Source organism: Pseudomonas sp. YNh, from assembly GCF_037993085.1.
Lineage (GTDB): Bacteria > Pseudomonadota > Gammaproteobacteria > Pseudomonadales > Pseudomonadaceae > Aquipseudomonas > Aquipseudomonas putida.
In genome coordinates this window covers 77,085-99,608 of sequence record NZ_JBBMRJ010000023.1, presented here as the reverse complement: position 1 = coordinate 99,608, position 22,524 = coordinate 77,085, and the positions used below count along the sequence as shown (strand labels likewise).

Annotated in this window: 19 protein-coding genes; 16 read left to right on the top strand and 3 right to left on the bottom strand. The window is 58.5% G+C overall.

Features of this window, described 5'->3' with window-relative positions:
• Positions 1-237: 237 nt before the first annotated feature.
• The 10 genes from ihfB to WF331_RS21350 all read left to right on the top strand — a co-directional run bounded on the left by ihfB (position 238) and on the right by WF331_RS21350 (position 10,682).
• Positions 238-534, top strand: a complete 297-nt coding sequence (gene ihfB / locus WF331_RS21395; protein WP_003252675.1) for an integration host factor subunit beta — start codon at positions 238-240, stop codon at positions 532-534.
• A gap of 19 nt (positions 535-553) precedes the next feature.
• A complete protein-coding gene (locus tag WF331_RS21390; protein ID WP_059395294.1) occupies positions 554-817 on the top strand; it encodes a lipopolysaccharide assembly protein LapA domain-containing protein in 264 nt (87 codons plus the stop codon).
• Positions 818-919: 102 nt separating this feature from the next.
• Positions 920-2,350, top strand: a complete 1,431-nt coding sequence (locus WF331_RS21385) for an MBL fold metallo-hydrolase (protein WP_340623266.1) — start codon at positions 920-922, stop codon at positions 2,348-2,350.
• A gap of 493 nt (positions 2,351-2,843) precedes the next feature.
• Entirely contained in the window at positions 2,844-4,103 is a 1,260-nt protein-coding gene (locus WF331_RS21380; RefSeq protein ID WP_241799865.1) for a glycosyltransferase family 4 protein, read from the top strand.
• Positions 4,100-4,960, top strand: coding sequence for a dTDP-4-dehydrorhamnose reductase family protein (locus WF331_RS21375; protein WP_229609380.1), 861 nt, complete (start codon positions 4,100-4,102; stop codon positions 4,958-4,960). The genes WF331_RS21380 and WF331_RS21375 overlap by 4 nt, the downstream gene beginning before the upstream one ends.
• Positions 4,961-4,981: 21 nt before the next feature.
• Complete coding sequence (locus WF331_RS21370) at positions 4,982-5,992, top strand: polysaccharide biosynthesis protein (RefSeq protein WP_229609381.1); 1,011 nt, start codon at positions 4,982-4,984, stop codon at positions 5,990-5,992.
• Positions 5,985-7,109 (top strand): non-hydrolyzing UDP-N-acetylglucosamine 2-epimerase, encoded by a 1,125-nt coding sequence (wecB, locus tag WF331_RS21365; protein ID WP_229609382.1) that lies wholly within the window; start codon positions 5,985-5,987, stop codon positions 7,107-7,109. Before WF331_RS21370 ends, wecB begins: the two co-directional genes overlap by 8 nt.
• 128 nt (positions 7,110-7,237) lie before the next feature.
• Positions 7,238-8,164 carry an NAD-dependent epimerase/dehydratase family protein gene (locus tag WF331_RS21360; RefSeq protein ID WP_284363903.1) on the top strand — a complete coding sequence of 309 codons (927 nt, stop codon included), beginning with the start codon at positions 7,238-7,240 and terminating at the stop codon, positions 8,162-8,164.
• Positions 8,089-9,291, top strand: a complete 1,203-nt coding sequence (locus WF331_RS21355) for a glycosyltransferase family 4 protein (protein ID WP_284400426.1) — start codon at positions 8,089-8,091, stop codon at positions 9,289-9,291. The genes WF331_RS21360 and WF331_RS21355 overlap by 76 nt, the downstream gene beginning before the upstream one ends.
• Before the next feature lie 140 nt (positions 9,292-9,431).
• Positions 9,432-10,682 carry an O-antigen ligase family protein gene (locus WF331_RS21350; RefSeq protein ID WP_284363906.1) on the top strand — a complete coding sequence of 417 codons (1,251 nt, stop codon included), beginning with the start codon at positions 9,432-9,434 and terminating at the stop codon, positions 10,680-10,682.
• A gap of 19 nt (positions 10,683-10,701) precedes the next feature.
• Here WF331_RS21350 and WF331_RS21345 read toward each other — a convergent pair whose 3' ends face one another.
• The 3 genes from WF331_RS21345 to WF331_RS21335 all read right to left on the bottom strand — a co-directional run bounded on the left by WF331_RS21345 (position 10,702) and on the right by WF331_RS21335 (position 14,768).
• The gene (locus tag WF331_RS21345) at positions 10,702-12,345 is read right to left on the bottom strand and encodes a hypothetical protein (protein ID WP_284363909.1); all 1,644 of its coding nucleotides are present in this window, start codon (positions 12,343-12,345) and stop codon (positions 10,702-10,704) included.
• A 154-nt stretch (positions 12,346-12,499) separates the two neighbouring features.
• Positions 12,500-13,405 carry a glycosyltransferase gene (locus WF331_RS21340; RefSeq protein ID WP_284363912.1) on the bottom strand — a complete coding sequence of 302 codons (906 nt, stop codon included), beginning with the start codon at positions 13,403-13,405 and terminating at the stop codon, positions 12,500-12,502.
• Entirely contained in the window at positions 13,395-14,768 is a 1,374-nt protein-coding gene (locus tag WF331_RS21335; RefSeq protein ID WP_284363914.1) for a lipopolysaccharide biosynthesis protein, read from the bottom strand. Before WF331_RS21335 ends, WF331_RS21340 begins: the two co-directional genes overlap by 11 nt.
• Positions 14,769-15,089: 321 nt before the next feature.
• Between WF331_RS21335 and WF331_RS21330 the strand changes: the two genes are divergently transcribed.
• From WF331_RS21330 to rfbA, 6 genes are all read left to right on the top strand, one after another.
• Positions 15,090-16,052 carry a UDP-glucose 4-epimerase family protein gene (locus tag WF331_RS21330; RefSeq protein ID WP_284363918.1) on the top strand — a complete coding sequence of 321 codons (963 nt, stop codon included), beginning with the start codon at positions 15,090-15,092 and terminating at the stop codon, positions 16,050-16,052.
• Positions 16,049-17,062, top strand: coding sequence for an MraY family glycosyltransferase (locus WF331_RS21325; RefSeq protein WP_229609390.1), 1,014 nt, complete (start codon positions 16,049-16,051; stop codon positions 17,060-17,062). The genes WF331_RS21330 and WF331_RS21325 overlap by 4 nt, the downstream gene beginning before the upstream one ends.
• A gap of 60 nt (positions 17,063-17,122) precedes the next feature.
• Entirely contained in the window at positions 17,123-19,126 is a 2,004-nt protein-coding gene (locus WF331_RS21320; protein WP_229609391.1) for a polysaccharide biosynthesis protein, read from the top strand.
• 165 nt (positions 19,127-19,291) lie between these two features.
• Positions 19,292-20,362, top strand: coding sequence for a dTDP-glucose 4,6-dehydratase (gene rfbB, locus WF331_RS21315; protein WP_284363926.1), 1,071 nt, complete (start codon positions 19,292-19,294; stop codon positions 20,360-20,362).
• A complete protein-coding gene (gene rfbD / locus WF331_RS21310; protein WP_284363929.1) occupies positions 20,359-21,264 on the top strand; it encodes a dTDP-4-dehydrorhamnose reductase in 906 nt (301 codons plus the stop codon). Before rfbB ends, rfbD begins: the two co-directional genes overlap by 4 nt.
• Positions 21,261-22,142 (top strand): glucose-1-phosphate thymidylyltransferase RfbA, encoded by an 882-nt coding sequence (gene rfbA / locus WF331_RS21305; RefSeq protein ID WP_229609394.1) that lies wholly within the window; start codon positions 21,261-21,263, stop codon positions 22,140-22,142. The genes rfbD and rfbA overlap by 4 nt, the downstream gene beginning before the upstream one ends.
• Positions 22,143-22,524: the final 382 nt, after the last annotated feature.

The following is a 22,524-nucleotide window of genomic DNA, read 5'->3' as shown; positions in this document are numbered from 1 at the left end:
AGGACGAATATGTCACCAAGGGTGGGAAAGCGCCTTGCTGAAAACCATAGAATCTCCCACAGGGGTCGTGCTGGCCGTAACAAAGAAGCCTGCCTGCCCCCGCCAGCTAGACCATTCTTGTAAAACTTCAATCTTGAATTTTTTTATTAAGTCAAGAACCACCCTGTTCAAATCCCTCCCAGCGTGCTACAAACTGGTTAAGCAATGATCTAGCTGCTTGATAACGAAGGGAAAAATATGACGAAGTCGGAGCTGATCGAACGTATTGTCACCCATCAGGGGCTGCTCTCGTCCAAGGATGTGGAGCTGGCCATCAAGACCATGCTTGAGCAGATGTCACAATGCCTCGCCACTGGCGATCGCATCGAGATCCGCGGTTTTGGCAGCTTCTCGCTGCATTATCGCGCCCCGCGCGTGGGCCGTAACCCGAAGACCGGCCAGTCGGTCAGCCTCGAGGGCAAGTTTGTGCCGCACTTCAAACCTGGCAAAGAGCTGCGTGACCGGGTCAACGAAGAAGACGAGGCTGAAGCCTGAGCAATCAAGGAGCATTCTGATGCGTAACCTCAAGCGCGCCCTGGCGGCGGTGTTCGTGCTGCTGTTGGCGGCTGTGGTGCTGTTCTTCGTGCTGGAGAACCAGCAAGCCGTGTCGCTGGTCCTGTTCGGTTGGGCTGCACCGGAAATGCCGGTGGCCGTGCTGGTGTTGGCCGCCCTCGTCATTGGCTTGGCAGTAGGGCCGTTGCTGGGGGCCTACGGCGTGCAGCGCAGCAAGCGCAAGATCAGGGAGTCTGCCCGTCAGGCGGCACTGAGCAGCAACTAAGGAAGTTTCCTACACCTACTTAGGAAAGTCTCACCTATGCATGCACCGGCCGTCATGGAGTAATAACCCACTTCATTTTCGGCCCCGGCGAGTGTGCGCAGCATGGAATACCCCAGCCTTTCCCATCACGGTGGTACCCGTGGCGTCACCGGGTCTTGCCACCAACTGCACCTTGGTCCAGCCACCAGTCTGCTGATCGACTGCGGGCTCGAGCAGGGGAACGAGGCTGCACCGGGTGCCGAAAGCGCGGCGCTCGGCTTCGACATACAGGGCATCCAGGCCCTGGTTGTTACCCATGTTCATCTCGACCACGTTGGCCGCATTCCTGCGCTGCTGGCCGCCGGCTATCGCGGCCCTATCCTGTGCAGCGAGCCATCCGCCCGGCTGCTGCCGCTGGTACTGGAAGATGCCTATAAGCTGAGCATCGGCAGCGAGCCTGCGCAGGTGGCGCGGTACATCGATTTCATCCGTGAGCTTATCGTGCCGCTGCCTTTTGAGCAGTGGCACGCGGTGGTCGAGTGCCCTGGCCTGGTTTGCCGTATTCGCCTGCAGCGCGCCGGGCATCTGCTGGGTTCGGCGTATGTCGAGTGCGACCTGGCAGTGGGGGGAGGCCACCAGCGGTGGGTATTCTCGGGCGACTTGGGGAGTGGTCGCAACCCAATGCTGCGAGCCATTAAGCCGCCACGCCATGCTGATGTACTGGTGCTGGAAAGCACCTACGGCAATCGTCTGCATGCTGTACGCAATGAGAGGCAAAACCAGCTGGAAGCAGCCATCGATCGGGCGTTGGCTGACCAGGGTACCTTGCTCATACCTGCCTTCAGCCTTGGTCGCACCCAAGAGCTGCTTTACGAGCTTGAAGACATCCTTCACCGCAAAGTGTTGCTAGGTGCAGGCGCTGGAAGTAATTCCGATAATCCACTCGATTGGTCACAGTTGCCGGTTATTCTCGATTCGCCGTTGGCTCAACGCATCACCGGCGCTTATCGTGAACTGCACGCCTACTGGAGCGACGAGGCGACGGCGCGCTTGAGCGAAGGGCGCAAGCCTCTTGGTTTTGAGCAATTGATTGCCGTCGACAGCCACGCGCGACACCAGCAGGTGGTCAACTATCTGAGGAGCACCGGCCGCCCGGCGATTGTGATCGCAGGCAACGGCATGTGTTCAGGTGGGCGTATCGTCAATTATCTTAAGGCGATGCTGGATGATCCCCGCCATGAGGTGCTTTTCGTTGGCTACCAGGCCAAAGGCACCCCTGGCTCGGTGATCCAGGCGAGTGACGGTGGGCAGGGGCTCGTGCAGCTGGGCCTGGGTGGGCAAATGTATGAGATTCGCGCCAAGGTGCTGACGATCGACGGTTATTCAGGGCATGCCGACCAGTCAGGGCTGGTGCATTTCGCGTCCCAGGGCACGGAGGTAGTCAGACGCATAGTGCTCGTTCATGGTGACGACAATGCAAAGGCCGCACTGGCCAACGCCATCGAGGCAGCGTTCAGGGACCAGGGGCGTGTGGTCACGGTGAGTGTGCCGTGACGGGAGTGATACGGGCGGCAGAGAACGCAATCTTATTTTGGATGCGTCGGGTTTTTACCGGTGTCTGACCCATCCGATGGATGGCAGCATTTTTTCAGCTTTTTGAGGAACTTGCCCAAGGATTAGGGTGACTTAGCGAAGGTGCCAGCCCAGGGCTTGAAGCGAACCGCGATGGATAGTAGCTTGAGGGTCCGCACTGGACGCAACAAACAATAGCAAGCTACATATTTTAAAATGATGGCCAAAGGATGGCGAAGCCTGGATAACTACAATAACATGCGCCAATATCGGAAAGTGATCTGGACAATAGTAGTGGGGTGCTTGTCTTCTGGTATTCCGCATTTTCCGGAATGGCAGGAGGTCAGTTACCGAGGTGTAGTGCCGGTATCCAGTGGGTCAGCCATTGCGAGTTGTTAGTCGACGCATGTGCCACCACGAGGGTTCAGCGCATTTCATGCAATACCGATCGCCACACCCAGAAGGATAAGTCAGTGTGACGCAAGCACCTTTAAAAATTGCTGTGGTCAGCCAATATTTCTTCCCTGAGAATTTCATCATCAATGATATCGTTCGGGAACTGAGCGCGCTGGGTGTGCATGTCGAAGTTTTCACTGGTAAGCCTAACTACCCAGGCGGTGAGGTTTTTCCGGGTTATACCGCACACGATGCAGTCGAAGATCGTTTTGCTGAAACGATTGCAGTTCATCGTGCGCCGTTGCGCCCGCGCAAGAAAGGCGGGGCAAAAAACCTTATCCTTAATTATTTTTCATTCGTGGCCAATGGCGTTAGGTACTTTACCGGCCATGCGAAGCGTGGCAAGTTCGATGTGTACTTCGTGTTTGCGCCGTCGCCCATCATTTCGGTAATCCCTGCGCTGGCCATGAAGCGTGTCCATCGCGCGCCTGTGTTCCTGTGGGTGCAGGACCTGTGGCCGGAGAGTCTTGCTGCCACGGGCTTTGTTCGTAACAAATTCCTGTTGTCGATTGTCGGTCTGCTGGTGCGCGGCCTGTACTGGGCTGTGGATGTATTACTGGTGCAGTCGCGGGCGTTCATCGATCCGGTCAAGCGTTATGCGCGTGCCGACAAGATCAACTATTACCCTAACTCCTACTTGCAGCAGGACGCCTCCGGTGAGGTGTGCAAACTGCCAGACGCGCTGACTGCCTTGTTGCGCAACCACTTCTGCGTGGTATTCGCTGGAAACCTGGGCAGCGCACAAGGGTTGGCCACGGTTGTCGACGCCGCGCGGATGCTGCAGGACGAGCAGTCGCAAGTACGTATCGTTATGGTTGGCACCGGCAGCAAGGCGGACTGGCTGGTAGAACAGAAACACAAGCGGGGGCTGGACAACCTCGTCATCGCCGGCGCCTACCCTCGCACGGCCATGGCTGAACTGTTCGAACTCAGTGCTGCATTGCTGGTTACACTGAAGCGCGACGAGATTTTCAGTTTTACCATCCCGAGCAAGGTCCAGGCCTACCTGGCTGCAGGCAGGCCTATTATTGGCAGCCTGGATGGCGAAGGCGCGCGAGTCATCAATGATGCCGGGGCTGGTGTGACCTGCCCGGCCGAAGATGCGGCTGGCCTAGCGGCGTGCATACGGTCGATGCAAGCCATGACGCAGGGGCAGCGGGAGCTGTTGGGGGCTCAGGCAAGGGCCTACTTCTTGAAACACTTTGAACTCAAGGCCCAGTGCAAGGCACTGGTGCGCATGTTCGAACAACGGGTTGAACAGGACAAGGCGACGCAATGAATATACTGGTACTGGGTGTCTCAGGCATGCTGGGCAACGCCGTCTTCCGCTATTTCTCGGCCAATTCCCAACATCAGGTAATGGGCACATTGCGCTCATCGTCAGGGCGCAGGTTCTTCCCAGCGGAACAGGCTGAGCAATTGCTGTGCGGTGTGGATGTACTAGACGCCGACGCGCTGATGGCGGCCTTCGCCAAGGCGCGGCCGGATGTGGTCATCAACTGCGTTGGCCTGATCAAGCAACTGGCTGATGCCAAGGACCCGCTCACCGCGTTACCGATCAATGCCATGTTGCCACACCGTTTGGCCACCCTGTGCCGTGTGGCCGGAGCGCGACTGCTGCATGTCAGCACCGACTGCGTGTTTTCAGGTACCAAGGGCATGTACCGCGAACAGGACGAGTCCGACTGCACCGACCTGTATGGCAAGTCCAAATACATTGGTGAACTGCACGACCTCGATGATGCCGTTACCCTCCGTACTTCGATCATCGGCCATGAGCTGCAAAGCAACGCATCGCTGGTGGACTGGTTCCTGTCCCAGCAGGGCAGCGTGAAAGGTTTCACCAAGGCAATTTTCTCGGGCCTGCCAACTGCCGAGCTGGCCAGGGTCATGCTGGAATACGTGATTCCCAACCCTTCGCTGAAGGGGCTTTATCATGTGTCTGCCGAGCCAATCGACAAGTACGAACTGCTCAAGCAGGTGGCGAAGGTTTATGGCAAGGACATCCAGATCGTGGCGGACGACAAACTGGTAATCGATCGTTCGCTGGACTCTTCCCGCTTCCGTGCGGATGCGGGCTACCAGCCACCCTCCTGGCCGGCGCTCATACAGTTCATGCACGAACAGCGTCAATAACGAATTACAAGGAGCGCACACGTGTTCGATAACAAGATTCTCATGATCACCGGCGGTACCGGCTCTTTCGGCAACACGGTACTCAAGCGTTTTCTCAATACCAACGTCAAGGAAATCCGCGTCTTCAGCCGTGACGAGAAAAAGCAGGAAGACATGCGTATTGCCCTGTCCAACGACAAGGTGAAGTTCTACATCGGCGATGTGCGTGATTACCAAAGCGTGGCAGAAGCGATGGTCGGAGTGGACTACATTTTCCATGCTGCGGCGTTGAAGCAGGTACCGTCCTGCGAGTTCTACCCGATGGAAGCGGTAAAAACCAACGTCGTCGGTACCGAGAACGTGCTGAATGCTGCCATCGCCAACGGTGTGAAGCGGGTTGTGGTACTGAGCACCGACAAGGCGGTTTACCCCATCAATGCCATGGGTATTTCCAAGGCCATGGCAGAAAAATTGATGGTGGCCAAGTCGCGGATGATCCCGCAGCAAGGGCCGGTGATTTGCGCCACCCGTTACGGCAACGTCATGGCCTCCCGCGGTTCGGTGATTCCGTTGTTTGTCGACCAGCTCAAGGCCGGTAATGAGCTGACCGTGACCGACCCGAACATGACCCGTTTCCTGATGTCGCTGGAAGACTCCGTAGACCTGGTATTGCACGCCTTCGAGAACGCTCAGCAGGGTGATATCTTCGTGCAGAAGGCACCGGCGTCTACCGTGCAGGAGCTGGCAGAGGCGCTGCGCCAGCTGTTCAAGCGGGAGAACCCGATCAAGGTGATCGGTACCCGCCATGGCGAAAAACTCTATGAGTCGCTGATTTCCCGTGAGGAAATGGCCAAGGCCGACGATATGGGCCGTTATTACCGCATTCCGGCCGACAACCGCGACCTGAACTACAAGAAGTATTTTGTCGAAGGCGAACAGCACATCTCCGAGCTGGATGACTACACCTCCCACAATACCGAGCGGCTCGACATTGAGGGCATCAAGGCCCTGCTGCTGAAACTCGACTTTATCCAGGAACAACTCAATGCTTAAGGTCATGACCCTCGTCGGAACCCGGCCCGAACTGATCAAGATGAGCCGTGTAATCGCCGAGCTCGACGAGCAGGCCAACCATGTGCTGGTGCACTCAGGCCAAAACTACGACTACGAGCTCAATCAGGTGTTTTTCGATGACCTGGGCATTCGTAAGCCGGACCACTTCCTGGGGGCGGTTGGCGCCACGGCGGCCGGTACCATTGCGGAGGTCATTGCCAAATCGGATGAAATTTTCGAGCTGGAAAAGCCCGATGCCCTGTTGCTGTATGGCGACACCAACACTTGCCTGGCAGTGATTGCCGCCAAGCGTCGCAAGATCCCGGTGTTCCACATGGAAGCGGGTAACCGCTGCTTTGACCAGCGCGTGCCGGAAGAGCTTAACCGCAAGGTGCTCGACCACCTCAGCGACATCAACATGGTGTTGACCGAGCATGCCCGGCGCTACTTGCTGGATGAAGGTATCCGCCCGGAAACCATCATCAAGACCGGTTCGCACATGCAGGAAGTGCTCGACTACTACCGGCCGCAGATTGATGCCTCCACGGTGCTGGAGCGCGAATCGCTGGAAGAGGGCAAATACTTCATAGTCAGCACCCACCGCGAAGAAAACGTCGACACTCCGCAGAACCTGCGTGACCTGCTAGCTTCGCTGCGTGCCTTGGCTGACACGTATGGTTACCCGATAATCGTCTCCACCCACCCCCGCACCCGCAAGCGCCTTGAGGACTTGGGCGAAAGCCTGGAGCACCCGCTTATCCGCTTCGTCAAACCCTATGGCCTGCTGGATTACATTCGTCTGCAGATGGGCGCCCTGTGCGTGCTTTCGGATAGCGGCACCATTACCGAAGAGGCCTCGCTGCTTAACCTGCCGGCGGTAACCATCCGAAATGCCCACGAGCGCCCGGAAGGCATGGATGAAGGCACCCTGATCATGTGCGGTCTCACACCAGATCGCGTGCTGGATGCCGTGCGTGTGGTTATCAGCCAGCATGACCGTAACCAGCGAGTGATTCCGGTGGTGCAGGACTACCTGGGCGGTCCGGTCTCCAAGCAGGTTGTACGGATCGTCTACAGCTACACCGACTACATAAACCGCACGGTCTGGTCGAAGTAACCAGGCCATGGGCTGCGTGGCGAGTGACCGCCGGCAGTCTTTCAGAGCGACTGCCCAGTGATGACATGCTTTCCTCAGGCGTGCCGTCGATTGAACCCCGCCCTGGCTGATGGAGATGCGAACGGCCTATGAACACGCTGGTGGTGATTGGGGGAACCGGCTTTGTTGGCCGGCATTTCCTGGATGTATGCAAAGCGCTGAGTGACACCGAAGTCATCTATGCGATCCATCGTACGGAACCCGACTGGTTAAGCAGCGCCGGTGTGCGTCTCGCGCACTTCGACGTGGAAGACCCCGCGACGCTCGCCGCTATCCTGGTGCCGGGCTGCACAGTGATCGATCTGTTGCGGCCTGACGGCAGCGGGTGGTTCGAGCCGGCCATCGTCAATGTGCTAAAGGCCTGCGAGCAATCTCGCATCAAGCGTTATTTGCACGTTTCGAGCATCGACGTGTTTGGTGCCGCACCGGACGCAGTGGTCGATGCCCGTACGCGACTTGAGCCCAGAACACCTTACGAGCTTGAGCACGCGGGCGCCGAGGCGCTGGCGCGGGCTGTACCTGTTGAAAGCTTCGAGGTTGTAGTGCTGCGCCTTGGGGCAGTGTTTGGCGATGGCGGGCTGAACATTGTGTCGTTCGTGCATGAAGTTTCGAGTGCACCGGGCTGGAAACTGGCATTGCGTCGTGTGTTGTATGGCCCGCGGCGAATGCACCTGGTAAGTGTCGAAAAGGTGGTGCAGACGCTGGCGTTCGTGGCCCAGGTTTCGCAGGTACGGCAGGGTGAAGTGGTACTGGTGACCGATGACGCCGCGTCGGAAAACAATTTTGGCTATTTGCAGGATGCCCTGATGCAGGCTTTTGGCCGGCCCTCGATGAGGTACCTGCCGCACCTACCCCAGGCCTTGCTCCGCCTGCTTTTGCGGTTGCGCGGAATCAGCAATGCCAACCCCTCGCGCCGGTTCAGCGAGCAGCGGTTTACCGAGTGGCAGCAGCCCGCCACAGCCGACTTCAAGCAACAACTGGCGCGCTACATTGCACTGCTGAGGGCGTCGGCATGAGGTTACTGCTGGTCAATATTTCACTGGACGCCAAACTCGGCGGTGGTACTGCTGAGCGCACCCGGCACCTGGCCCTTCATCTGGCCAAGGCGGGCAGTGACTGTGAAGCCATCGCCATGACCGGGAACTCCTGGCAACGCGAGTTTGATGAACTTGGAGTGAAAAGCTACGTAACCGGCCGTATCGGCCACCGTTTCCCTATCCCGCTGCTAAATCCGTGGCGTGCCTGGCGTGCAGTGCGCAAAGCGCAAGTGATACATATCATGGGATATTGGAACTTGCTGAGTGTTGCCATAGGCCTGCTGGCGCTGATCGGTAGGCGCCCCTATGTCTTGTGCCCGGCTGGCGAGTTTGCCTCGGTGAGTTCTCCGCGGCCGATCATGAAGGTGTTTCATCTGTTGCTGGGCCGCTGGTTGATCAAAGGGGCCTCAGGCTTTATCGCCATAACCGACCTGGAGCAAGAGCTTATCGCCCAGGTGGCAGGCATACCGGCTGCTTTGATTCCGGTCATCGGCAATGCTGTAGCCGAGCCTGGGGCGGTGCGAGGGGCAAATAGTGTTCAGCTTCCGGACGAGCCATTCATTTTGTTCATGGGGCGGCTGGCGCCGGTAAAAGGGCCTGATTTTCTCATTCAGGCCTACCTCGACACGCCGGCGGTGCAACGTTATCCGCTGGTGATGGCCGGGCCTGACTTTGGTATGCAGCAAGAGCTGCAGACGCAGGTGGACGCTTCGGGGTTGGCAGGGCGCATCCACTTCATTGGCTTTCTCGACGAGGTCCAGCGTACCCAGGTGTATCGCCAGGCGATGTTGCTGGTCATCCCTTCGCGCTCGGAGGCAATGTCCCTGGTTGCCCTGGAAGCCGGGGTTGTCGGCTTGCCAGTTTTACTGACCGACACTTGCGGTTTCGACCAAGTCGAGGAGGTACAGGGCGGCCTCGTGGTGCCGGCCAGTGCTGCAGGTATCGCGCAGGGCCTGGCACGCATGCTGGCTGACCCTGTCGAGCTGACGGCCAAGGGACGGCGGCTCAAAACCTTCATTCTGGAGCATTACACCTGGTCTGCTACGGTGCAGGTCATGTTGCGTCGGTTCAGCCGTCTGCTACACACCGGCTCAATGGGTGACTAAGTGATACCCGTCGGGCGATGCCGACGGGTAACGCTGTTGTGGTCACTATCGTCAAGCGGATGACTGCATTTCATGGATGGAAGGGCCTTTATCACCATCGTAAATAACGCCAGAATTGCAGCGCGGCTGGCTCATACGCCATGGCGATTGCAAAGATGTTTGCACACCAGCTTCACCACTGGTCGGAGCACAGCGTTCCTCATCAACGGTTGATACTTGATAGGTTTGAAATGGTGCTAGCGCGTTATTACAGAAATGTTACCCAGGAACACGTGCTGCTGGCGGCGTTTTTATTGGCGATTTTCTACGGAAACATTTATGCAAGGGTGACGCTACCCCTTGCGATGTACATTTTGCCGATGCTGGCCATACGCCTCAAAGTCAGGACGATCACGTGGCAAGCAGTAGTGCCCGCGCTGGCTTGCCTTCCCGTGGTTTTCCAGTTCTTTGGCCCGTACCCACCTATCAAGAATGATATCTCGGTGTATTTCTGCTTCTTTTACTCTGCTGTGTCGATTCTGGTGTTAAGCAGGTGCCCCGCGGATGAGTCATTGGTACAAAGTAGTATCCTGTTCGGCAGCGTGTTGACCGCGCTCATCATGCTTGGCAATGCCGCTTTCGGCTACCGGGAACATCTGGATTTCTATACCCTCAAGAATCTGATCGCCACCCCCTTGGGAAGCTCCAACTATCTGGCTGTCTTCCTTCTGGTTGGTACAGTGGTGGCGTTGTACGCCAGGCAGTATCTGTGTGCAATTGCACTGGTCGGGGCATTCATGCTGACCTTTTCCCGCACTGGATACGCAATGTTGATACTGGCTGTGGTCATTTGGTCGCTTGATACGAGAACAGCCCTGCTTTCACGGTACCCGAGGTTTTTTTCCTTTGGGTTCGTGATCGGCGGCCTGGCGGTTTTCTTAGCGGCATTCTTTATGAAGAGCGGGCTGCCCGAGTCGCTAGCCATCCGGGTGGGACTGTGGCATGCGGCGGTTTATCACATTGCAGATAACCCGTTACTCGGCGCACCGCGCTCAGAATATTTTTATATTTTCAATGGCTTAGCGTGGGATCCGCACAATTCGATTCTTAACATGCTTCTCTTGCTGGGGGTGGGCGGTACTGCCGTTTATCTTTTCTATCTTTATTGCGTAATGCGCCTGTTTTCGCAGATGGCAAGGGGCTCAACGTTCTGGCGTTCGGTGTTCATAGCCTCGGCAGTCACCTTGCTTTGGAGCTGCTTTGAGGTGATTTTGCTGACCCCTGCCTTTGATACTCTGCTGGCCTCGCTGTTTGCGCTGGCCATCGCCAGCCGTTCGCGTCTGGGAGCGGTGTCTTCACCAGTCCCACTTGAGGCTGAAGCTGCTTCTGTTGGTCAAGCTGTGGCAAGGTAGTGGGCGCTTGTCGACCACACTAAAGCGATTGCTCCAAGGCCGGCGCCGGGATTGCTTTTTCACCGTTCGGGCCGGTCACTATTATCCGCGCAAGATATAACCCAAGGATGAAGCCGAGTAATTCGATGAAGAAAAAGAATTGCACGCGTGGGAAGTTGGTCTGCACTATCAGATAGGCCAAGGCTACCCCGATGGCCGCGCGGGTAAAGACATTGCCGACCAGGTGGTTGGCCATGCGCTCGGCCAAGACCCCGGCCAGAAACAAGAGCGCCAGACCGCCAGCTAACACCGTCAATTTGCCACTGTACAAAAGAATGGCCATTGGGCCAGGAATGGTCATGAAGGTGAAATTCTCAAAAGCCTGATACTGGGCATTCGACATGCGTTGGTAGATAGCTTCGGTGCCGTTTTCCGGAAGCTCTACCAGGCTGTGCAGGAACAGCGGCCAGCCGGTGCCCGCGTGGCTGACGACCGCCAGAATCCCCTCCAAGCCGATCCAGCGGTCTACGACTAGCTTGCTCATTTCCATTAGCATGCCTTTCCAGCGGGCGCGTTTGACCTCCTCGCTTATTTCTGGACGAACGAGAGCTACATCGGCTGCCTCGTGGGCGACAGGTGGCAGCGGCGTGATCTGGGTGGCGACACGCAGCAACGGCATGGCCGGTAGCAGTGCTCCAGCGATCGCCTGAGCGGCATCCGCGGGGGCGACGAGCAGATTGGTCGTAGGGTAGGCGCTAGGCGCAACGCCGGGGCCACTTTCTGAAGTGACAACCGGGCCGATGACCGGCCGGGCTTGGGCAAACGACTGCAGGCGGTCGGCTGACACCAATAGCAGTGAGGCCACAAACAGCACTGCGGTTACCAGCAGAATTCTTGCCCATTGAGCCAGGCGCAACCCACTGACCAACTCGCGGCCATGCACCAGATAAACTGCAAACGGGGCGGCGACATGCAAAATCATCTGCGCCCGGCTCCCCATTGATACTGCTGTTACTGCCCCTTCCACTATGAGGATGTAGAACAGCGTCTCCAGCCTCATCTGACGCGCTTGTACCAGCCAGTAGCCCAGGGTGGCAAGCAGGATCAGGTTACCCCAGGCAAGCATGAACGATACAAGCACATAGACGTAACTGTGCAGCTTCAGCAGCGGTTCTGTACCAACCTTGAGAATGGCGAACTTGAAATTGAATGCCAGCAGCAGGGCGGTGAGCAGCGCGGCCAGCCACATGGATGGTTTGAGCAGTGCGCGCGGCCTTTCGATGTGGATGGTTGCTGGAGGGGACAGGCGCGTGACAAAGGCCTGGCAGGCCAGAAGCGTGGCGAAGGCGATGTTTAACGCCAGCATGGCCGAGTCCCATGCCTGGGGTGAGTCATCGAAGGCCCCGATGGGCTCGATGAATTGCGTACCAAGGATGAAGTGCAGCACCAGCTTTGCCCAGCAGCCGAGAATAAGGAATGCCAGTAGGAAGAATGAGAAAAAGCTAGTACGGTTGTTGAGCATGCTGCGCACCAGCAAAGCGGTCAGGACGCCATTGACCAACAGCGGCGGAACCGGCGCCTGGTATTGAACGGCGGCTGCGAAGGTGGCGACGGCCACCACCAGCATTGCAGTGGCTTGCAAGTAGCGATTGCCGAGCAGGTGGGGGTGAACGGTTTGGTTCATCAATGTGCTCCAAAAGTGTCAGTGCTGATCGGTACTTTTGTTGCTCCGCTCACCCGCTTCGTCCTGCTGACCTCCAGGTAGGGATGGCCTTGCTCAATCGCTAGTAGCGGGTGTCAGCACTGAATTTTGGGCAAGTCAGTGCTGCCGTTGTTACTCAGGCCTTGGATTTTGGTCTTAGGATAGTCAGCACGTAACTGACCATCTTGCGCGAAATGATCGAGGGAGGATCGAGCAGTGCGGCCTTGCCCATGCGTATCACGAACATCGCGTAGCGCCCGGAAAACCCGTGCATGAAACCGGATAGCATATGGGCATTAGCAATCGCCTTGCGCTTCCAGCCTAGTATGGAAGGCGAAAGACCGCTGGTCTGATAAAGGCTGTTGATGACCCGCAGTGGTTCGTCCGAGCGTTCCGCGTTGCATGGATTGTAGGTGGTCGAGCCGGAATGCATGCGGAAGTCTGCCAGCGGCTCCGCGACCCGTGTGAACGGGCCGTACTGGCAAAGGCGCAGGAAAAAGTCCATGTCCGGAATGTTGCGCAACCCTGTGTTCCAGCCACCGACCTTTTCCCATGCGGGCCGGCGGAACAGTGCTCCGGGGCCCGGCAGGCACTGGAAATTGGCGATCAGCAGACGCTCATCGTAATCGGGGGTCTGCACTGTGCGCACGTGTTTGGAGTCTTCATCGATGACGCAAAAGTCCGGATAGGCCAGCACTGCTTCGGGAGCCTTGGCCATAGCTGCGACGATAACCTCCACTGCTCGTGGGTTGAGGCGGTCGTCGGCACTGAGGTAGCCCAGCAGATCCCCGCTGCTCTGCTGCCAGCCAAAGTTCATCGCTGCACTCTGCCCTGCGTTGGCCTGGCGGAAACGGATGAAGTTGCCCGGGTGCTGCGCCAGCAGTGCCGGCGTGTCGTCGCTGGAGCCATCGTCGACGACAATCAATTCCACATTGGGGTAGGTTTGTTGCAGAACACTGTCGATCGCATCCAGTACATAGCGCCCAGTATTGTAGGTAGGGATGACGATCGAAACCTTGGGCATTATGTTGCTAGCGACCATGAGATACCTTTCGACGGTAATAGAAGCGCAGGAACCTGCGCAATGAAGAATAATTTGCGGTGGTGTTGAGGTTGAAAATGCGTTTGACGCAGTAAATTTGCGCCAGCGACTGGCACACCCCGCCGAGGCTGTATACCACGGCCAAACCGATGATTCCATACAGCCACATGGCCAGTAGCCCGGTGGCAATCATGCATATTCCGCTGACCACCGAAATACGCATGGCAACGTGTTGTTTCTGCAACATCATCAGGACGAAGCCGGCAGGGCCGGCATAAGTCTGCGCCAGTTGCGAAACCCCGAGAATGGCAAAAATATAGTACGCATTGGCGTATTCGCTGGACCACACGTGGGCCAGCAAGAATTGACCGCTCAGAATGAACAGCAGGTAGCCCGTCAGGCCGAGTACAGTGGCTGCGCTGGCACCCACTCCCATAACGCGCTGCAGGTAACGTTTTTTGCCGCGTACCCAGATGCGTCCGATGGAGGGTGCCACCACGGTATTGATCACTGCCAGGGGTATCAACACCAGGGCTGCCAGTCGCGAAGCCAGGCCATAGATGGCTAGCCCGGCCGCATCGCCGAACCATGCAATGATCCAAAGGTCAGCCTGCGACATGACGAACAGAACCACGGTGGTGGTGAGGTTGGGGCGGGTTTCGCGCAGCAGGGCAGCATAGCTGATGCTGTTGACTGGCTTTACCTGTTGCTGCGCGCGGTACCAGCGGCGCAGGCTCCAGGCACCCAGCAGCGTGGTGCAGCCGGCACCCACGGCTCCGGCCAGGATCAAGCTACCCAACTCAATGTGCAATTCGCCGCGCCAGGCCAGGATTACCGTTGCCGCGCTTGCCAGACTGGCCCCGGTGGTCAGGAAGCTGGCCTGGACGAAGTGCCCCAAGGCTCGGTGTTGCTCGGACAGAATGGTGCTGATTGCCGCCATGATCATGCTCAGCGAAACCAGTGGCGCAATCCCGTGCAATAGCCGCAGCAGTTCGTCACCTTCGTAGCGAGACAGCACGTGCATGAAAATGTTGAACCCGACTGCCAGGGCAACGGTCGAGAGCGCAGCCAGCAGCAAACTGCGGCGCAGTATCTGCTTGACCTGGCCACCGTCACGGTACCCTTGTGCAGTAGAGATGCAGGCCGGTGCTGTAATGCTCAGACCCAGTTGGCCCAGGGTCGCGAGCGCAGCAATCAGTGACTGGGCAAGGAAAAACAGCCCTACCGAAGTTTGTGCCATGGTCATCGGAATGATGATGCCCGTCAGGGCACCAGTGCCCAACAGCAGGAAACGGCCAAATATGGCGGCAATACTTGCGGCAACGGGAGAGGAGAGCGCGTTGGTGACTTTCCCTGTGGACATGAGTTCTTATAGGTACCTGGAGGGGAGGGGGGATTCTGTTTTGTTTTGCATAAGCTGTCCATGCTCTGCACGCATTGACATCGGGGCAACTTGGTATCGCTCAGGGATATGAACGCGGATACTGACACCGATTTGTAGTTTTGCTCAGGATTCATTAGGGTCTTGACAGCGACCGTGGTCCTCGCCGCGCAATAAGCTATTGTGTGGGCGTCTTAGACCCGGTTTTTGTCAGAAATTTCTGCACCTTACGTGCGTGTCTTCCGTTGTCATGCGATCTGTCCGATAGTAATAACCAATAACCAAGAAAGCGATCAGGTGAGAATGAGAGTAATTTTGACGGGCGCGTCCGGTTTTGTCGGGGGGGCAGTATTGAAGGCGCTCAGTCGCAACGTAAACGTCGAAACCGTCGTTCCTTTGCGTTCACCTTTGCGCCTCATGCCGGCGGGCGTTGTCAGTTATCCCATTGGCGACCTCACCGACGACCAAAGTAGTCAGTTGCTGGCCCACCGCCCCGATGTAGTGGTGCACTGTGCCTCACGCGTGCATGTCATGAGCGACACTGCCAGTGACCCGTTGGCAGAGTTTCGCCGCATCAACGTCGACGGCACCCTGGCCTTTGCCCGTGCCGCCAGTGCAGGAGGTGCCCGCCGTTTCGTATTCGTCAGCTCGATCAAGGTGAATGGCGAGCAGACTTGCACAGGCGAGGCTTACCGCGCCGATGACACGCCGAACCCGGTCGACCCTTATGGCATCTCCAAGCATGAGGCGGAGCAGGCATTGCTGACGCTGGGTGCGCAAACAGGCATGGAAATCGTCATCATCCGCCCGGTGCTGGTGTATGGCCCGGGGGTGAAGGCCAACTTCCTCAGCATGATGCGCTGGCTGGACCGTGGTGTGCCGTTGCCCTTCGGTGCCATCCACAATCGGCGCAGCCTGGTGGCGCTGGACAACCTGGTGGATCTGGTGCTGACCTGCATCAAGCACCCGGCCGCGGCCAACCAGATATTCCTGGTCAGCGATGGCGAGGACCTTTCCACTACTGAACTGCTGGCGCGCATGGCCAGGGCGCTGGGCAAGCCAGCCCGGCTGCTACCGGTGCCGGCCTGGTTGCTGACCAGCAGTGCCAAGGCACTGGGCAAAGGTGCGTTGTCCCAGCGCCTGTGCGGCTCGTTGCAGGTAGACATCAGCAAGACCCGTGAACTGCTCGGCTGGCAACCCCCGGTAAAGGTGGATGCGGCCCTTCTGGCTGCGGCCAGGCACTATCAGGAAAACAACGACCAATGATGCTTTTGTGGGCTTTACCCGCCGTACTTCTGCTGTCTTTGCTCATGACCGCGGGGCTGCGCCGCTATGCGCTGGCGCGCAGTGTCATCGACGTGCCCAATGCCCGTAGTTCGCACACCGTGCCCACTCCGCGTGGTGGCGGTGTTGCCATCGTGCTGGCATTCCTGCTGGCTATTGTCTGCTGCATGCTCAGCGGGGCAGGGGACAGCCGCACGCTGGTGGCCTTGGGCGGCGGCGGCGCGCTGATCGCTATCATCGGCTTCATGGATGACCATGGCCACATCCCCGCACGCTGGCGATTGCTTGGGCATTTCATTGCCGCTGTGTGGATGCTGGCCTGGATGGGCGGCTTGCCGCCGCTGACCCTGTTGGGCTGGCATGTGGACCTGGGCTGGCTTGGGGGCGTGCTGGCTGCGGTGTACTTGGTATGGCTGCTGAACCTTTATAACTTCATGGACGGCATCGACGGCATTGCCAGTATCGAGGCCATCACTGTGTGCCTGGGGGCCGCCTCGCTATACTCATTGGCAGGTTTGGGCAGCCACGCGGTACTGCCATTGCTGTTGGCAGCTGCTGTTGCCGGGTTCCTGTTCTGGAATTTTCCCCCAGCCAAGATCTTCATGGGTGATGCCGGCAGTGGCTTCCTCGGCATCGTCCTCGGCGGCTTGTCGCTGCAGGCTGCCTGGGTGGCGCCGGAGCTGCTTTGGTGCTGGCTGATCCTGCTCGGCGTGTTCATTGTAGACGCCACCTACACCTTGGTGCGCCGCCTGTTGCGCGGTGACAAGGTTTACGAGGCCCACCGCAGCCACGCTTATCAGTATGCCTCGCGCAAATTTGGCAGGCACTTGCCGGTGACATTGGCGGTTGCCGTACTGAACCTGTGCTGGTTGCTGCCGATAGCGTTCTGTGTCGCGCGACTGGGCCTCGATGGCGCAGTGGGCGTGGTGCTGGCCTACACACCGTTGGTGCTGCTGGCTGTGCGCTTTCGCGCGGGCGAAATTGAAGATTGACACTAAGGTAATGTGAGCTACTAGATGTCAGGGAATTTCTGGAAACGTTTCAGAGGAGCGATGGACAAGGTGCGCGCTAAACTGCTTGCTTTACCTCGTAGACACAAACGCTTGCTTCAGGTGTTGACCGACGTGGTGCTCATCTGGGCCGCACTTTGGCTGGCGTTTGTGGTGCGCCTCGGCATTGACGAGCTGGCCAACCCCATCCTCGACCACGGCTGGCTGTTCCTCGCCGCGCCGGTGGTGGGCATTCCCCTGTTCATACGGTTTGGACTGTACCGCGCGGTCATGCGCTATTTCGGTACCGACGCGCTGATCGCCATCACCAAAGCCGTCACCCTGTCTTCGCTTATTCTCGGCTTCATCATCTACTGGGCCAGCAACCACCAGAACGTGGTGCCACGTTCCATCACCTTCAACTACTGGTGGCTGAGCCTGATCATGATCGGCGGCCTGCGCCTGGCCATGCGTCAGTACTTCCTGGGCGACTGGTTTGCCGCCGCTGTGCAGCACGTGCCCTTTGCCAGTAATGGCCGTGGCGACGGCCTGCCTCGAGTGGCGATCTATGGCGCCGGTGGCGCCGGCAATCAGCTGGTTGCCGCCCTGCGCTCGGACAGGGCCCTTCGCCCGGTAGCGTTCATCGACGACGACCCAAGCATCACTGACCGGGTGATCGCTGGCCTGCAGGTGTACCGCCCCGACAAGTTGCAGGACATGATTGACGCCACCGGTGCGCAGGAAATCCTGCTGGCCATACCGTCCTCCACCCGCACTCGCCGACGCGAAATTCTCAATTTCCTCGAAGGCTACCCGCTGCACGTGCGCAGTATCCCCAGCTTCCTGGACCTGGCCAGCGGTAAGGTCAAGGTGGACGACATCCAGGAAGTGGATATTGCCGACCTGCTGGGCCGCGATGCGGTACCGGCCCAATCCGACCTGCTGGAGCGCTGCATCGTCGATCAGATCGTTCTGGTGACAGGCGCAGGTGGTTCGATCGGTTCGGAGCTTTGCCGGCAGATTCTGGGCCAGACGCCAAAAACCCTGCTGCTGTTCGACCACAGCGAGTTCAACCTGTATAGCATCTTGTCCGAACTTGAGCAGCGCATTGCCCGCGAGTCACTGTCGGTTTGCCTGGTGCCAATCCTGGGGTCGGTGCGCAACCAGTCCCAGCTACTCGACATCATGCGTACCTGGCGGGTCGACACCGTCTACCACGCCGCCGCCTACAAGCACGTTCCTATGGTGGAGCACAACATTGCCGAAGGCCTGATGAACAACGTCATAGGCACCCTGCACACCGCCCAGGCGGCGCTGCAGGCCGGGGTTGCCAACTTCGTGCTGATTTCCACCGACAAGGCCGTGCGCCCGACCAACGTGATGGGCAGCACCAAGCGTCTTGCCGAAATGACCCTGCAGGCACTCAGCCGCGAAGTGGCACCGGTGCTGTTTGGCGACAGCGGCAAAGTCTCGCAGGTAAACAAGACACGCTTCACCATGGTGCGCTTCGGCAATGTGCTGGGGTCCTCGGGCTCGGTCATTCCGCTGTTCCACAAGCAGATCAAGGCGGGCGGCCCGCTGACTGTGACCCACCCGAAGATCACCCGTTACTTTATGACCATTCCCGAGGCGGCGCAGTTGGTGATTCAGGCCGGGTCCATGGGCAAGGGGGGCGACGTGTTCGTGCTGGACATGGGCGAACCGGTGAAGATCGTGGAACTGGCCGAGAAGATGATCCACTTGTCGGGCTTCAGTGTGCGCTCCGAGCGTAACCCGATGGGCGACATTTCCATCCAGTTCACCGGATTGCGGCCGGGTGAGAAGCTGTATGAAGAGCTGCTGATCGGCGACAACGTGATTGCCACCCGCCACCCGATGATCATGAGTGCTAACGAAGACTTCCTGGCCTGGGAACCGCTCAAGGATTCCCTGCGGCAATTGATGGCGGCAGCGGCGGCCGATGATTTTGTGCGAGTTCGGCAGTTGCTGCGCGAGACCGTTAGCGGCTATTCGCCGGAAGGCGAGATTGTCGACTGGATCTATCAACAGCGCCGTCTGGAGCCCTGACCTTGTTTCACAGCTAAACCATACACAGGGCCGCAACGCGGCCCTGTGTCTGCGCCATTCCAAGCGGAATGTCACGTTGACATCGTCTTCGCTCTCGAATAAACCGCCAACAGGCTAGAATCCTGAAAGTGGAAGAGCAGACCCTGACAACGGAAGCAGACAAACATGACCATTCTGGTAACCGGCGGTGCAGGCTTTATCGGGGCGAACTTCGTTTTGGACTGGCTGGCCGGCAATGATGAGCCTGTGGTCAATCTGGACAAACTCACCTACGCAGGTAACCTGCAGACCCTTAGCAGCCTGCAGGGCGACAAGCGGCACAGCTTCGTGCAAGGCGACATTGGCGATAGCCGGCTGGTCGCAGAGTTACTCAATGCCCATCAGCCACGCGCCATCGTCAACTTTGCCGCCGAGACCCACGTCGATCGCTCGATTCATGGCCCGCAAGCGTTTATCGAGACCAATGTCGTTGGCACCTTTCACCTGTTGGAAGCCGTGCGCGCTTACTGGGGCGGCCTGAATGAGCCTGCGCGCCAAGCGTTCCGCTTTTTGCACGTGTCCACCGACGAAGTGTATGGCACGCTGACTGCCGACCAACCGGCCTTCACCGAATCCCACCAGTACCAGCCCAACAGCCCGTACTCGGCCAGCAAGGCTGCCAGCGACCACTTGGTGCGTTCATATCACCACACTTATGGCTTGCCGGTGCTGACCACAAACTGCTCCAACAATTACGGCCCATACCACTTCCCGGAAAAGCTGATCCCGCTGATGATCGTAAACGCCTTGGCAGGCAAACCGCTGCCTGTGTACGGCGACGGCCAGCAGATTCGCGACTGGTTGTACGTGAAGGACCACTGCAGCGCCATCCGCCGCGTGCTGGAGGCTGGAAAAACCGGCGAGGTGTACAACGTCGGCGGCTGGAATGAAAAGCCCAACCTTGAAATCGTCAACCGCGTCTGCGCGCTACTGGATGAAATGCGCCCGCGCACCGACGGTAAGCCCTACGCCGAACAGATCACCTACGTAAGCGACCGGCCGGGGCATGACCGCCGCTACGCCATCGACGCCCGCAAGCTGGAGCGCGAACTAGGCTGGAAGCCCGCCGAAACGTTCGAAACCGGCATTCGCAAAACCGTGGCTTGGTACCTCGACAACCAGGAGTGGGTGCAGAACGTGCAGTCCGGCAGCTACCGCGACTGGGTAGAGCAAAATTACGCAGGGCGTTCTGCATGAAGGTATTGCTACTGGGTAAGGACGGCCAAGTTGGCTGGGAACTGCAGCGCAGCCTGGCCCCATTGGGCCAGCTGCTGGCGCTGAATGCTCGCAGCCAGGCGTACTGTGGTGACCTGGTCAATCTGCCAGGCCTGGCCGAAACCGTGCGTGTATACGCGCCCGATGTCATCGTCAACGCCGCTGCCTACACCGCCGTCGACAAGGCCGAAAGCGACCGCGATCAAGCCTTCAAGGTAAATGCCGAAGCCGTCGGCATTCTGGCCCGCGCCGCCGCCGACTGCGGCGCACTGCTGGTGCATTACTCCACCGACTACGTGTTCCCGGGGCGGGGCACCCAGCCCTGGCGCGAAGACGACAACGTCGGCCCACTGAACACCTACGGCGAAAGCAAGCTGGCTGGCGAGCAAGCCATCCAGGCTGCCGGCTGCCAGCACCTCATATTCCGCACCTGCTGGGTGTACGCCGCCCGCGGCAACAACTTCGCCAAGACCATGCTGCGCCTGGCCGCCGAACGCGACAGCCTGGGCGTGATCGATGACCAGCACGGTGCCCCGACCGGTGCCGAGCTGATCGCCGACATCACTGCCCACGCCATCACCGCCACCCGCCGGGCCCCGGCCCTGGGCGGCCTCTACCACCTGGCGGCTGGCGGTGAAACGACCTGGTGCGGCTACGCCCGCTTCGTGCTCGAGCAGGCGGCGGTACAAGGGGTAACGTTGAAAGCCCATGCCGAACAGGTCACCCCATTGACCACTGAGGCCTATCCGACTCCGGCCAGGCGGCCGGCCAATTCGCGTCTAGATACCCATAAACTGCAGAAGGCCTTTGCCCTGACTCTGCCAGACTGGCGCCTGGGTGTGGCTCGCATGCTGACGGAAATCCAAGAGAAAGGACCACTATGAAGCGCAAAGGCATCATTCTGGCAGGTGGGTCGGGTACCCGCCTGCACCCCGCGACACTGGCAATTTCCAAGCAACTGCTGCCGGTGTACGACAAGCCGATGATCTATTACCCGCTGACCACACTGATGCTGGCCGGGATTCACGACATCCTGATCATCTCCACCCCACAAGACACTCCGCGTTTCGAGCAACTGCTAGGCAACGGCCACCGCTGGGGTATCAATATTTCCTACGCCGTGCAGCCATCCCCCGACGGTCTGGCTCAGGCGTTTCTGATTGGTGAAGACTTCATCGGCAACGACCCCACCGCGCTGGTGTTGGGCGACAACATCTATTACGGCCACGACTTCCAGCAGCTGCTGTGCAGCGCCATGGACCGCCAGGGCAGCGCCAGCGTGTTCGCCTACCATGTGCAAGACCCTGAACGTTACGGGGTGGTCGAGTTCGACGGGCAGGGCAATGCGATCAGCCTGGAAGAAAAACCTGCTAAACCGAAGTCGAATTATGCAGTGACCGGGTTGTACTTCTACGACAACGATGTGATCCAGATTGCCAAGGGTATTCGACCATCCGCGCGCGGCGAGCTGGAGATTACGGACGTGAACCGTGCGTACCTGGAGCAGCACCGGTTGTCGGTGGAGATCATGGGGCGCGGGTATGCCTGGCTGGATACCGGCACGCATGATTCGTTGCTGGAGGCTAGCGGGTATATCGCTACGATCGAGCGCCGGCAGGGGCTGAAGGTGGCTTGCCCGGAAGAGGTGGCGTTCAGGCAGGGGTGGATTGGGGCAGAGCAGCTGTTGAAGCTGGCTGAGCCGTTGGCCAAGAATGGGTATGGGCAGTATTTGAAGCGGTTGGTGGGGGATAGGGTTTATTGAATCAACCACCCTTGAGGTTTTACGAGCTTGATGGCGGCGTGCTTCGAGGCGTTGTTGCATCTGCCATCAAACCTAGCGCTTTAATATAGGTGCTACAGCACTCCGAAAGCAGTCAGGAGCTCTGAACGGCGGGTTCACGGAGCAGTCACGATGCAGAATCCACTGCGATGGACAAGGTGCATTCGTAACCGCGAGCTAATTGTTACGGTGCTGTTGGACACGATTGTGATCAACAGCACGCTAAGTAGCTAAGTAGCTGGATGGTTGACGAGACAGCTATTTGAAAATACCTGGAGCGTTTTGGAGGAGCCAATAGCGTTCAGTGACATAGATGTAATTTACGAGGGGCTAGAGATTAATTTTAGAGCCACGTCAGACAAGT